Origin of the sequence: Polynucleobacter sp. VK25, assembly GCF_018687355.1 — a bacterium.
Classification (GTDB): Bacteria; Pseudomonadota; Gammaproteobacteria; order Burkholderiales; family Burkholderiaceae; genus Polynucleobacter.
Genome location: NZ_CP061288.1, coordinates 862,115 through 875,487 on the forward strand (window position 1 = coordinate 862,115; position 13,373 = coordinate 875,487).

General features: G+C 45.4%; 12 protein-coding genes. 4 read left to right on the plus strand and 8 right to left on the minus strand.

Annotated elements, in window-relative coordinates; all coding sequences use genetic code 11:
* Positions 1 to 32 precede the first annotated feature (32 nt).
* The gene (locus AOC21_RS04510) at positions 33 to 668 is read right to left on the minus strand and encodes a TetR/AcrR family transcriptional regulator (RefSeq protein WP_215392572.1); all 636 of its coding nucleotides are present in this window, start codon (positions 666 to 668) and stop codon (positions 33 to 35) included.
* A 246-nt stretch (positions 669 to 914) separates the two neighbouring features.
* Here AOC21_RS04510 and AOC21_RS04515 point away from each other — a divergent pair, with 246 nt between their 5' ends.
* The 3 genes from AOC21_RS04515 to AOC21_RS04525 all read left to right on the plus strand — a co-directional run bounded on the left by AOC21_RS04515 (position 915) and on the right by AOC21_RS04525 (position 4,246).
* Positions 915 to 1,619, plus strand: coding sequence for an outer membrane protein (locus AOC21_RS04515; protein ID WP_215392573.1), 705 nt, complete (start codon positions 915 to 917; stop codon positions 1,617 to 1,619).
* Positions 1,620 to 1,759: 140 nt separating this feature from the next.
* Positions 1,760 to 3,436 carry a long-chain-fatty-acid--CoA ligase gene (locus AOC21_RS04520; RefSeq protein ID WP_215392574.1) on the plus strand — a complete coding sequence of 559 codons (1,677 nt, stop codon included), beginning with the start codon at positions 1,760 to 1,762 and terminating at the stop codon, positions 3,434 to 3,436.
* Between the two features lie 72 nt (positions 3,437 to 3,508).
* Positions 3,509 to 4,246: a 1-acyl-sn-glycerol-3-phosphate acyltransferase gene (locus AOC21_RS04525; protein ID WP_215392756.1), complete on the plus strand. Its 738-nt coding sequence runs from the start codon at positions 3,509 to 3,511 to the stop codon at positions 4,244 to 4,246.
* Positions 4,247 to 4,250: 4 nt separating this feature from the next.
* Here AOC21_RS04525 and AOC21_RS04530 read toward each other — a convergent pair whose 3' ends face one another.
* The 6 genes from AOC21_RS04530 to AOC21_RS04555 form a co-directional block, all read right to left on the minus strand.
* Positions 4,251 to 4,676 (minus strand): DUF4442 domain-containing protein, encoded by a 426-nt coding sequence (locus AOC21_RS04530; protein WP_215392575.1) that lies wholly within the window; start codon positions 4,674 to 4,676, stop codon positions 4,251 to 4,253.
* Between the two features lie 52 nt (positions 4,677 to 4,728).
* Positions 4,729 to 6,471: an IlvD/Edd family dehydratase gene (locus AOC21_RS04535; protein ID WP_215392576.1), complete on the minus strand. Its 1,743-nt coding sequence runs from the start codon at positions 6,469 to 6,471 to the stop codon at positions 4,729 to 4,731.
* A gap of 68 nt (positions 6,472 to 6,539) precedes the next feature.
* A complete protein-coding gene (locus tag AOC21_RS04540) occupies positions 6,540 to 7,403 on the minus strand; it encodes a transporter (protein WP_215392577.1) in 864 nt (287 codons plus the stop codon).
* 18 nt (positions 7,404 to 7,421) lie between these two features.
* Positions 7,422 to 7,949 carry a hypothetical protein gene (locus tag AOC21_RS04545; protein WP_215392578.1) on the minus strand — a complete coding sequence of 176 codons (528 nt, stop codon included), beginning with the start codon at positions 7,947 to 7,949 and terminating at the stop codon, positions 7,422 to 7,424.
* Between the two features lie 29 nt (positions 7,950 to 7,978).
* On the minus strand, positions 7,979 to 9,292 hold the full coding sequence (locus AOC21_RS04550; protein ID WP_215392579.1) for a U32 family peptidase: 1,314 nt from the start codon (positions 9,290 to 9,292) through the stop codon (positions 7,979 to 7,981).
* A gap of 91 nt (positions 9,293 to 9,383) precedes the next feature.
* Positions 9,384 to 10,253, minus strand: a complete 870-nt coding sequence (locus tag AOC21_RS04555) for a fumarylacetoacetate hydrolase family protein (protein ID WP_215392580.1) — start codon at positions 10,251 to 10,253, stop codon at positions 9,384 to 9,386.
* Positions 10,254 to 10,469: 216 nt separating this feature from the next.
* On the opposite strand from AOC21_RS04555, the gene AOC21_RS04560 reads away from it, so the two are divergent.
* Positions 10,470 to 12,128, plus strand: coding sequence for a thiamine pyrophosphate-binding protein (locus AOC21_RS04560; RefSeq protein WP_215392581.1), 1,659 nt, complete (start codon positions 10,470 to 10,472; stop codon positions 12,126 to 12,128).
* Between the two features lie 75 nt (positions 12,129 to 12,203).
* On the opposite strand, the gene AOC21_RS04565 is transcribed toward AOC21_RS04560, so the two are convergent.
* Entirely contained in the window at positions 12,204 to 13,235 is a 1,032-nt protein-coding gene (locus AOC21_RS04565; RefSeq protein ID WP_371817802.1) for a Bug family tripartite tricarboxylate transporter substrate binding protein, read from the minus strand.
* Positions 13,236 to 13,373: the final 138 nt, after the last annotated feature.

Consider the following 13,373-nt stretch of genomic DNA (forward strand, 5'->3'; position numbering starts at 1 on the left):
GAATTAAATTAAAGAGTAAATAAAAAACATGACTATTTGTTTACTTGATGAGCTAGAAAAACATTCTTGATTAGTTTGTTCGCTAGCTGAAGGCTTTTAGGGTTTTGCAAAAATCTTGAGTCATGGTGCGCCCCCAGTACGATGCTGTAGAGCTGAAAAAGCATTTCTTGAGGAATGACCGATTTCTGAAGATCTCCTGCGGAGATTGATTCTTTAATAGCCCTCAAGAGCGCTGAGCGCCAATCTTCTACGCTACGTACTAGCTCATCCCGAACTATTCCAGGGCGGTCATCGAATTCCGCAGCACCTGCAATAAAGAAACAGCTAGAAGTGTTTTCGCCAACGCTAATCTTGAGCCATGCATCAATCATCTGGCGTAAGCGCGGCAGACCTTTGGATTTGGCTAGGGCGGGGATGAAGACGATGTCCGAGAAGTACTCGTAGTATTTGCGTATCACTTCAATCTGCAGTTCCTCACGAGAGCCGAAGTGGGCGAAGACGCCACTCTTACTCATACCTACGGACTCGGCCAGGTGACCAATCGTGATGCCCTCAAGTCCAGACTTGCTGGCTATTTCAAGTGCAGCTTGCAAAATGACCGACTTAGTAGCTGTACCCTTTTTTGTATCGGGTGATAAAGCCGTCTGTGTAAGCCTTGTATCAAGCATGGATATCGATATTTACCTATATTGTTGTAAAAATAATACGATCGTTCGTTTATATTACAGCAATATCCTACAGGCTCAAACCCCCGTAAATAGGCTCTCGGTAATGCTTATTGTTTGTAGGGTTTAGTTATTTGCTGCACTGCAACATAAATAAAGGGAAAACCCGAGATACAAATTGCAAAGAAATTAAATAAGATTCAGGCTGTTGTTTCACATTCATTAGAAAAAATAAACACAGGAAGACATATGAAAACAGTAAAGATTAGCGCCTTAGTTTTAGCTATGGCCGGTGTATTCGCAACAAGTGCAAATGCACAATCTGCTAAAAAGAATGCTTGGGAGGGTTTTTATGGTGAGGCTGCTGTAGGCTACGCTGCATTCAATCCTTCTGTAGACAGCGCTACATTGGCACTTCCTACACCTCCTTATCCCGCTGGAACTACTACCCCAGTTAGCACAAGAACCAATACCTTAAACACCGCAACAAACAAAATTGGTGTTGGTTATAACTTTGGTATTAATGATAAATACACATTGGGTATTGCGGCAAGCTATGCAATTGGCGCTTCATCTGTAGCGGGTGGAGAATTTGCTGTTGCTGGTCAAACTAAATGGTTTAACTATCAACTGAAAAACATCTGGTCTGCAACTGTGAATCCTGGATATGCGATCGACAAAGATAGCTTGGTTTATGCAAAAGTTGGCATAACCGGAAACACCATGGGCCTCAATGGCCAAACTGCTTCGTATCAAACCCAAAACTTTACCGGCTATGTTCTTGGTTTGGGTTACAAGCAAATGGTTACCCAGTCTATTTACTTGCTCGGAGAAGTTAATTATGCGAGTCTGAGTTCTAAGACAGCAACCCTAGCTACAAGTAGCGGCCCAATTACTGCCAAAATTGGCGGTAGTGGAATGGATGTTATTTTTGGCGCCGGTTACCGCTTCTAATTGTTGTAAATTCTTAAGTCAAAGCCCTCTCATCGCAGAGGGCTTTTTCTTTAGATTTATGACTCCTATGATTAGAATGGGTCATACGTATTTAGCAATATAGCTATAAGTAAAACAATATCGAGACTGGAACTAGCTCAATGGTTAATCCCGCAAAACCTTGGTTAAAAAACTATCCTGAGGGTGTGCCTCATGATGTTGATATCTCTGGATACAACTCTCTGCTGGATATGTTTGAGGAAGCGTTTGAGCGATATCCCAATAGACGAGCACTGGAGTATCTTGATAAGTTTCTAACGTATCGAGAGCTTGATCAGTATTCCAAGCATTTTGCAGCCTATTTGCAAAACCTAGGATTGGAGCCTGGCTCTCGTGTGGCAATCATGCTGCCTAACGTTTTGCAATTTCAGATTGCGATGATCGGTATTCTGCGTGCCGGCTTCGTAGTGGTTAATGTTAATCCACTCTATACCGCTCGTGAACTCGAGCATCAACTCAAGGACAGTGGAGCATCAGCCATTGTTATATTGGAAAACTTCGCACACGTTTATCAACAAATTGCCGCAAACGTACCATTGAAGCAAGCCATTGTTACATCTATGGGTGAAATGATCGGTGTTAAAGGTGCAATCGTGAACTTGGTAGTGCGCAAGGTAAAGAAATTAGTGCCTACATGGGATTTGCCTGGTCACGTTACCTTTACTCACGCCATAAGTGAGGGTGGTCGCCATCGTTGGAATAAACCGAGCACTTCACTTAACGATATTGCCTTTCTTCAGTACACCGGAGGCACTACCGGACTATCTAAAGGCGCCATTCTGCTGCATAAGAATATTCTCTCTAATGTTATCCAAACAGAGTTATGGTTAGAGCCTGGATTAAAGCGTAAGCAAGTTGAGCAATTGGTTTTCTTGTGCGCACTGCCGCTGTATCACATCTTTGCATTGACAGCCTGTGCAGTCTTGGGGATGCGCAAGGGCGGCATGTTAATTTTGGTTCCCAACCCGCGTGACTTTGATGGCTTTATCAAGCTGTTAAAGAAGCATCCAGACATCAATATCTTCCCAGGTGTGAATACCTTATTTAACGCATTGATGCATAAGCCAGAATTCGCTTCTGTGAAGTTCCCCAATATTTTGGCAACCATTGGCGGTGGTATGGCGATGCAAAAAGTCGTTGCTGATCATTGGCAAGAGATGACTGGCGCTCCTATTGCTGAAGGCTATGGACTCTCAGAAACCTCCCCGGTTGCTTGTGTAAATTCTGCATTGATAGAGAGCTTTACTGGATATATTGGATTACCTGTACCCAGCACAGAAGTGGTTATTTTGAGTGATGATGGCATTGAGGTGCCATTTGGAACGCCTGGCGAAATCTGTATTCGGGGTCCACAGGTCATGGCTGGTTACTGGAATAGGCCAGAAGAAACCAAAAATGTGATGACTGCTGATGGGTACTTTAAATCAGGCGATATCGGCATCATGAATTCTGATGGCTTAACCAAGATCGTCGATCGTAAAAAAGATATGGTTCTGGTGTCTGGATTTAATGTCTATCCAAACGAAGTGGAAGAAGTCCTATCCCTGATTCCTGGTGTCCTGGAATGTGCTGTTATTGGTGTCCCGGACGATGATTCTGGTGAGGCTGTTAAGGCATTCATTGTGAAACAAGATCAGTCGCTTACAGAAGAGGCTATCTTGGCCTTCTGCAAGGAAAACCTGACCAACTATAAGCGCCCCAAACACATTGTTTTCCGCAATGACCTACCTAAGACTAACGTTGGGAAAATCCTAAGACGTGAATTGCGGGACCTATAAGCAATCGCCGGATGTAAAGACTAGTCATTTAAAATACTTTTTTAGCTACTGATTAGTAAAAATATTATCGTGATTCTTTGGCTTCGTTCCTTGCTGTTCTATTTATTTGGCTTTACATCGGTCACTGTTTACGCTTCCGTAATTATTCTGGTGATCCCATTTACTAGTATCCGCACTCGCTACAACATCGGTGTAGCCTGGTGCCGTTTAATCCAAAAAGTACTATTCCTATTGTGCGGAATTCGCTCCGAAATCAAAGGAATGGAAAATATTCCCAGAGATCCCAATAAGCCATTAATTGTTCTAGGCAAACATCAATCTGCCTGGGAAACTTTTGTATACCCAGCCTTTTTTCCGAGACAACTTTGCTTTGTATTTAAAAGAGAGTTGCTTTACGTGCCCTTTTTTGGCTGGGCATTAGCCTCGCTAAAAATGATTCACATTAATCGTGGCGATCGTGAAAAGGCTCGAGAGGCTGTCAATGAGCAGGGCAAGGTAGTACTGGCGGCTGGTAATTGGATAGCTATTTATCCCGAGGGCACTCGAACCCCGCGAGGATCATTTAAGCCTTACAGAAAAGGCGGAGTGCGCCTTGCTATAAGTACTCACACAGATATCCTGCCGGTTGCACAGAACTCTGGAGCCATATGGCCTAGAAAGACCTTCTTAAAACGCCCAGGAGTAATTACGCTTTCGATTGGACCGGTGATTTCTGTTCAAGGAAAGACGGAGGAGCAGTTGCAGCTAGAGGTGGAGGCCTGGATAGAGGGCGAAATGCGCAGAATTGATGCGCCTGCATACGCCCATTAATTTCTCAGTTTTTCTTGGTCTTCTTGCGGATGTAGAGCGTCTTGGTAATGCGTGCCACAACATCATCTTCCTGATCCTTAATATCTGCAACAAAGTCCCTAAGAATTTTGTCGCCAGGTTCGGCTGCGCTGACGATTTCATCTAATTGTTCTTGAGTAATTTCAAAACTGGCATGAACCTTGCCCTTGCCAGGCTTCAAAAATTCAATCTTAGCTGCTTGATCCCAAACAATATAACCCTTGCCAATATTTTGGGACACCATCATCATGAAAAAGGGGTCGGTCATTGCAAAGAGACTGCCGCCAAAATGAACGCCTAAGATATTGCGATTCAATAAACCATGCTTAAGGCGAACTCTCGCATAACGAAAATCTTTAGAAATCTTTTCAACAGTGATTCCGGCCCCCAGGAACGGAGGCCACAGATTCATACCCCTTCGCAGAAGATTTGCATTGATCACGGGATGAATTTCTATTGAGTTTCTATTTTGACTGTGGAGTCTTGCCAACCATCTTGGCCGCTCTCAAGAAATCAAAATCTACACCTTGATCGGCTTGAGTAACGGTATCCAAAAAGAGTTTCTTATACCCACGCTCAGCGGTAGGTGCAGTTATTGGGTTCTCTGTCATTCGCTTAGCTAGTTCTTCATCTGAAATGAGGAGGCTAATTTCACGATTCTTCACGCTCAAGCGAATTCGATCACCATTACGTACTTGCGCTAAGGGGCCGCCAATAGCGGATTCAGGGGTAACGTGTAAAACAATCGTGCCAAACGCGGTCCCGCTCATGCGTCCATCAGAGATACGTACGATGTCTTTCACGCCAGCACGGGCCAGTTTCATAGGAATCGGAATATAGCCAGCCTCAGGCATGCCTGGAGCGCCTTTAGGGCCAATGTTCTTGAGCACCAAAATGTCGTCAGCAGTCACATCTAAGTCTGGGCTATCAATACGGTTCGCTAAATCAGCTGCATCCTCAAAAACTACAGCGCGACCTTCATGCTCCATGAGTTTTTCATTGGCTGCAGACTGTTTAATGATCGCGCCACCAGGTGCAAGATTGCCATGCAAGACCGCAATACTGCCACGTGGATAAATCGGCTTATCAAAAGGGCGCACTACATCCTGTTTAAAGCTCGGCGGAGCTGCATCAATTTCTTCGCCAAGCGTTCTGCCGGAAACTGTCATCGCATCCAACTTCAATAGAGGTTTTAGTTCACGAAGCAGCGTAGTCATACCACCAGCATCATGGAAGTTCTCCATGTAATGATCGCCGGATGGCTTTAAATCCACCAGAACTGGAGTCTCATCACCCATCTTATCGAGTGCATCGAGGTCAATTTCCAAGCCCATTCGACCAGCAATAGCAGCAAGGTGAACAATGCCATTGGTTGATCCACCAATCGCTAGCAATACACGCATCGCATTTTCAAATGCGTCTGCAGTGAGTACTTTGTCGATCGTTAAACCTTCTTTAGCCATCTTGACTGCGCACGTACCGGTTTCCTCGGCGACGCGAATACGATCAGCGGTAACAGCTGGTGGTGTTGCGCCACCAGGGACTGTCATACCCAAGGCTTCAGAGATACAAGCCATTGTGCTTGCTGTACCCATGACTGAGCATGTGCCTACGCTAGCTACTAATTGATCATTCACTTCATCTTTTTCGACTTCATCAATTTCACCGGCGCGGAACTTGCCCCAATAGCGACGGCAATCCGTGCAGGCGCCAACACGTTCACTACGATGTGAGCCGGTGAGCATTGATCCGGTGATGAGCTGAATAGCTGGAATGCCCGCAGAAGCCGCGCCCATCATCTGTGCAGGAACTGTTTTATCGCAACCACCAATCATGACGACCGCATCCATTGGCTGCGCCCGTACCATTTCCTCTGTGTCCATCGACATGAGATTGCGCAAGTACATGCTAGTGGGTGCAGCAAAACTCTCATGGATAGAAATCGTTGGAAATTCCATAGGCAAACCACCCGCTAACATCACGCCACGCTTCACTGCCTCTAATAGCTGCGGCATATTACCGTGGCAGGGGTTGTACGCGCTGCCGGTATTAATGATGCCAATCACTGGACGATCTAAGGCGCTATTGGTATAGCCAGCCCCTTTAATGAAAGCCTTACGCAGAAATAGAGAAAAGCCCTTATCGCCATAGCTCGTTAAGCCTTTGCGTAAACCGCTCTCCGCAGGATCTTTTGGTTTATTACTCATCAATATGTCTCGAATCTCTTTTTAAGTGTTCTTTTGGCTTAATTGTAGCGATGGAATAGGCAATTTACCTACAGTCCGCCACCCCAGCGGTATTGCCAGGAAACCCCCAGTGCTGTGTAGTCAGTATTGGTGTTGGAATAAACACCTTTGCTACCAGTGAGGCGGATCGAATTGTGTTTATTGATGGGGTAGGAAAAAGTGCTGCCAAATCGCCAATTTTCCTGCGAACCGCTGATTGCGGTTCCGTTGACATATTTCTGACCGCCCATGAAATAGGTCGCGTCTGCAGAAAGATAGGCCATATTTTGAAAGTAGTAGATCGCATGGGCTTCCGAGGAGTAGATCGGATTTTGTGACAGCGTATTACTACCCAGAAAACTAGTATTGCTCGTGTAGATCGTGGCCATGCCTGCCAGTTCCAAACGCCATGGTCCGACTGCTTGAGATGCTCCAATGGCGGGCTGAACAAGAGAGCGATTGGCGCCGACATTGAGCATTTGCTCGCTGTTGTACTTACCCCATGGGATGGATGCGGCAAGACTTGCTCCAATAATGAGGTCTTGCTGGTAATTCTTAAATTCCTCTAGCGATAGAGCAGGAGCGCCATACAGATTGGCGGAGATCTTCACAACTGGATCGGATAGACCTTCTGCGGAGGCATTCATATTTTGGGGCCCAATACCGCCAGTACCTGAAAGTTGGGCGTAGGGAACTAAGAGGCTAATCCTGCCAGACTGTCCGAAGACGTCGATGATGCGGGTTAGGTTTGCTGCCTCGGTAGTGAGTGTGTAGGAACCACTTTTAGCTTGCGCAATACCGCCGGTAATAAAGTTAATGCCAATGGGTGCATTCGAATATGCACGGGCTTCAATCTCTTGGGCGGATACTTGTTGGCATAAAAATCCCAACAAACAAAACCAAAAAATTCTCATGCAATGCAAGTAAGGCAATTACTTTTTGGAGCCAAATAAGACTGCCAGAGTTTCAGTATTACCCACAACCTTATTGAACCCCACAAAAATTAAGTAAGGCCAAACAATGAGCCAATACAAGATCGACATTGCTAATATCCTTAATGCATCACCGCCTCCAAAGGCAGTCATTGAGGAGATAAATTCTTTTCCATGTATTAAGCCATCGACCCCAGCCTCAAAATAGTTCAGGGCAATGACGACAATAATATAAACAATCGACTCAATGAATAGAGAGCCAACAATGCCATTTTCTTTTTCAATCTTGATTGGATAGGCGGCCTGAGCGATTAACATAAATTTTGCCGATAAAGCCGCTTTGATTAATGCAAAACCAAATAAGGCTAGAGGAATAGGGCGCTCTTCCAGAGCAGTTGCAGCCATAAAGGTAATGGCACAGAACCAAATGCCAAAGTAAAGCGTCAAAGCAAGCGCTTTTTTCATTTCCTCTTCAAGTTTGATTTTCAGGCCTGGTTGATTTGGGGGATTCGTGGTGCTGTTAGTCATGAAAATCTTTAATGAGAGGAATGGGGCTGTTAGTCACCACAAGTAGAGCAAGAGCTCGAAGTGGCAAGCTCAACTGGTGCTGGCTCTTGTGTGTAACGTGCAATAAAGGCATGCTTGCTGGCCATTGGGATCTTCAGCCATACAAAGTGTCCTGAACCTGGCGCAACGTCAATAGACTCGCCGCTCATATTCCACATTTCTGTCAAAACAACATCTGTATTTCCGCTCGGCTCGATGATCTCAATTTTGTCACCTACAGAAAAACGATTCTTCACGTCGACTTTGACTCGACCAGTTGCAGTATCAATGTCTAATGTCTCGCCAACATATAAGCTGCGACCAGATAAAGAGTGACCACGCATATACAGTTGATATTCTTTATCGTGGTGACGCTCATAGAAGCCATCGGTATAACCCCGGTTGGCCAAGCCTTCTAATTGACCTAGCAAGGCTGTATTAAATGGTCTTCCAGCAACAGCATCATTGATTGCCGCTCTGTAGGACTGGACAGTGCGTGAAACGTAATAAGGTGATTTGGTGCGACCTTCGATCTTGAATGAGTCTACGCCCATCTTGGTTAAGCGCTCTATATGCTCAACGGCACGAAGATCTTTGGAGTTCATGATGTACGTGCCATGTTCATCTTCTTCCATGGGCATTAAGTCATCAGGGCGACGCGCCTCCTGGAGGAGGACTACATCACCGCTAGTATTTTGTTGACCGGGCTTGACCTTGTAATCCCAACGGCAGGCGTTAGTACAGGCACCTTGGTTTGAATCTCGGTGTGACATATAACCAGATAACAAGCAGCGCCCCGAATAGGCAATACAGAGAGCGCCATGAACAAAAACCTCAAGCTCCATTTCTGGACAATCTTGACGCACTTCTTCAATTTCATCAAAGGAGAGTTCACGAGACAAAATCACGCGGCTGATACCAACAGAACGCCAGAACTTTGCTGAAGCTCCATTAACGGTATTTGCCTGTACTGATAAATGAATTGGCATATCGGGCCAAGCTTCACGTGCCATCATGATGAGACCAGGATCAGACATGATTAAAGCATCAGGCTTTAATGCAATTACAGGATCCATATCCTTGATGTAAGTGCGTGTCTTACCACCATGCGGTAATAAGTTAGACACCAAATAAAATTTCTTACCCATTTCATGGGCGGTATCAATTCCGTTCTTTAGAACTTCAATCTTGCCAAAGTCGTTATTACGTACCCGTAGTGAATAGCGTGGCTGACCTGCATAAATGGCATCAGCGCCAAAATCAAAAGCAGTGCGCAGCATAGAAAGGCTGCCGGCTGGAGCGAGAAGTTCAGGAATCTTAGTCATGGACCTATTTTAGTGCCTCAGAGGGTATTGCGCATTCCTAAGTAATATCTGGCCAAGAAGCCCTAATCCCGCTATTTTCAGTAGGAAGGGGCTATTCGTCCGCTATTGAGTTACTGAGAACTCCAATCGATTCAATCTCGATTTCGCAGATATCGCCAGGCTTCATGAAGACAGGCGGCGTTCTCGCATAGCCCACCCCTGCGGGGGTGCCTGTAATGACAAGATCACCAGGCTCTAAAGTCATACACTCCGAGATCAATACGATTGTCTCTGCTACACCCCATAGAAAGTCCTTGGTATTGGCATTCTGCATGACCTGACCATTGAGGCGTGATTGAATATTTAATCCATCACATCCCGGGGGTAGTTCATCTGGTGTAACTAACCAAGGTCCAAATGCACCTGTCTTGTCAAAGTTTTTGCCAATAGTCCATTGTGTCGTTTTGCGTTGATAGTCTCGAATGCTGCCATCATTAAATACACTATAGCCAGCTACACAGTCCAATGCATTTTCAAGTGTGGCATTGCGAATGGTTTTGCCAACAACAAAAGCTAGTTCTGCTTCGTAATCCAGTTTGTCAGATACCTTTGGTCGAATGAGTGGACTTCCATGTGATGTGAGGGAGCTTGGTCCGCGCATAAAGAAGCTTGGGTACTCTGGTCTGGCATTGCCGCCTTCTTTTGCATGATCTGCATAGTTCAATCCCATGCAGATAATTTTCCCTGGTCTATCGATTGGCGCATTAAAAGAAATGTCACTCAACTTTTTGACGGCAGCCTTTGGATTAGAGAGGGCGGCTGCCGCTCGATCCAATAGTTTTGGCGACTGTATGAGCGCAAGCAGGTTATGCGGAAGTGTTGCATCAGTAGCGCATAAATCTACAAACTCGGATGGATTGTTTTTGCAGAGTGCGCCAATACTAGACTGACCATTGTGATTGCTAAAGCTAATTAGTTTCATTACTGTCTCTCGCTCACTTTTAGTAATTATATGAATCGTAATATTGGCAGTATATGGCAGCCTTTAAAAGGAATCGGCAGTCTTTAAAAATCTGCCAGACACCCCATTTGAATTGGTGGGGTGCAGATTCAACGAAAATGACCTAGACCTAGAAATAATGTGATAATTTTCAAAACATTACATGCACTAATTGATTATTCAGAAAGTACAGAAATCATGGGGACACAGGGCGATTCATTGAATGGTGGGCAGATTCTGGCCAACGCGCTAGTAAGGCAGGGTGTCGATCTGGCTTTTGGTGTCCCTGGTGAGAGCTTTTTACCGCTACTGAATGGTTTGGTGGATCATCCCCAGTGTCGCTTCATTACCTGTCGCCAAGAGGGTGGCGCTGCCTATATGGCTGAGGCATACGCAAAGCTGACCGGTAAGCCCGGGGTTGTCATGGTAACTCGTGGTCCAGGCGCATCAAATGCCATGATTGGGCTGCATACGGCTTATCAAGATTCAACTCCCATGGTGTTGTTGGTCGGCCAAGTAGGTACCGATATGGTTGAGCGCGAAGCGTTTCAAGAAGTTGACTACCGACGTATGTTTTCTGAATGCGCAAAGTGGGTCGGCAGTATTGATCGAGTGGACCGTATTGATGAGTTTGTTTCTCACGCATTTCATGTTGCGCAGGCAGGTAGAAAAGGTCCAGTGGTTCTAGCGCTTCCAGAAGATGTTCTATATATGCACGGACAAGAGAAGCCGGTAGCACCTGCGCATATTGTTCAACCTGGCTTAGACCAAGCAGCATTCTCTAAAGCGCTTGAGGTGTTTGCTCAAGCTAGCAAGCCGCTTGTGCTTGCTGGTGGGGGGAATTGGAATCAAGCTGCATGTGAAAGCTTAAGAGCCTGGGCTAACCGTGAAGACGTGCCTGTTGCAACCAGTTTTCGCTCTCAGGATGTCATTGATAACTTGGATCCTTGTTTTGCAGGTGATTTAGGCATTGGCGCTAATCCAGCCTTGGCTAAGCGGGTTCAAGAAGCCGATTGTCTTTTGGTCATTGGGGAGCGCTTAGGGGAAATGACAACAGCAGGTTATAGCCTGCTGTCATCACCGCAGGCCAAGACCACATTAATTCATGTTCTCTCAGGGCCAGAAGAGTTGGGTCGCGTATACCGACCTGAATTTGCCTTGAACTGTAGTCCTGAAAACTTTTGCAAAGCCCTGAGTGAAATCAAGATGGGCAAGCAATACGATCGTCAGGCAATGAATGACGCTCATGCACAGTATCTTGCTTTCTCGACTCCGGTGAGGGTTCCAGGAGACATGCAGTTAGCACACATCATGAGCGCATTAAAGGATGTTATTCCACGTAATGCCATCGTCACAAATGGTGCTGGTAATTTCGCTACTTGGGTACACCGCTTTTATCCTTACGGCGCATTTAAGACTCAACTAGCGCCAGCAAATGGATCAATGGGTTACGGCTTGCCAGCTGCAATCGCTGCAAAAATTGCTGAGCCACAAAGGGTGGTGATTGCTGTATGTGGTGATGGTGATTTCATGATGAACTGTCAGGAGTTGGCAACAGCGGCACGATACAACGCATTTCCAATCATCCTATTGGTCAACAACAGTATGCTGGGCACTATTCGCATGCATCAGGAGCGTGAGTTTAAGTCTCGAGTCATTGCGACCGAGTTAACCAATCCTGATTTCGTCAAATTTGCAGACAGCTTTGGTATTTCAGGCTATAGAGTTACCAAAACAGAAGAGTTCGCACCTATCTTTGCCAAAGCATTGGAAGGCAATCGCGGGGCCTTGATTGAGCTGGTTCTGGATCAAGAAGTTATTTCACCAAGCAAGCTACTCTCTGAATTAGGGAAATAAAAAAGAGGGGAGATCCCCTCTTTTTGATGACTACAGCAGACCAAAAAATAGCGGTCCCGCATGAACGGTCATGAGTTAATCCACCTTAGCACCAGAATCTTTTACTACTTTGCTCCATTTCACAATTTCAGCCTTAATGAATGTGGAGAATTGTTCTGGGGTATTGCCTGCAGGTTGAGCGCCCATTGCTAAATACTTTTCTTGTACAGATGGACTGGCAATGGCTGCCATCAAGGCTGCGCTATCCTTATTCAAGATCTCGGCTGGCATATTTGCTGGACCAACTACTCCAAACCAAGATGTTGCTTCATATCCAGGCAAATTAGCGGCCTCAGCAATTGTTGGTAAATCTGGAAATGCTGGTGAACGTTTGGCACTAGTTACAGCCAATGCCTTGAGGCGTCCTGCACGGATAAAGTTAATTGAGGAAGGTAAGTTATCAAACATGATGTCCACATTACCTGCCATTAGATCAGTTACCGCAGGTGGGCTTCCCTTGTATGGCAAATGCACCATATAGGTTTTAGTCATGGATTTAAACAACTCTCCCGCCATGTGAATCGAAGTGCCATTACCGCTTGAGGCCATATTCACTTTGCCTGGATTGGCTTTGGCATAAGCGATAAGGTCTTTTACAGTATTAATTTTGTTTTTAGCTGCAAACGCCGGATTCAGAACGAGGACATTGGGTAGTTCTGCGACCAATGTGATTGGCGTAAAGTCTTTAATTGGGTCAAAAGGAAGTTTGCCGCCACCTTGTGTATATAGAGGAAGGTTGATGCCGTGAGTTCCTACCGAGGCCATTAGCCATGTGTAACCATCTGGTGGTGATTTAGAAACTATTTCTGCGCCAATATTTCCGCCGGCACCCGGCTTGTTATCAATAATGACATTCCATTTTTGAGTATTGAGCAATTCATTTTGCAAGGGCCGAGCAATATTGTCAGTTGCTCCACCGGCTGGAAAAGGGACGATAAATTTAATGGGCTTATTCGGATAATCGGATTGGGCCAATACCATTTCGGCAGGACCCGCCATTAAGACTAGGGAAAGCAAACATAGTCGAAAAACTCGTGACGTAATGTTTGCGGAACCGCGTTTGTTCATTCTTGTCTCCAGTTAATTGAGATCATTCTTTAGATGATTCTTTTAATACTTTGCTTGGGTTTTAAGACACAGACTAATTTCTTAAATTCAAAACATATATTCATGATTTAAGCATAACTGGGCAATGGGTGCAGACCC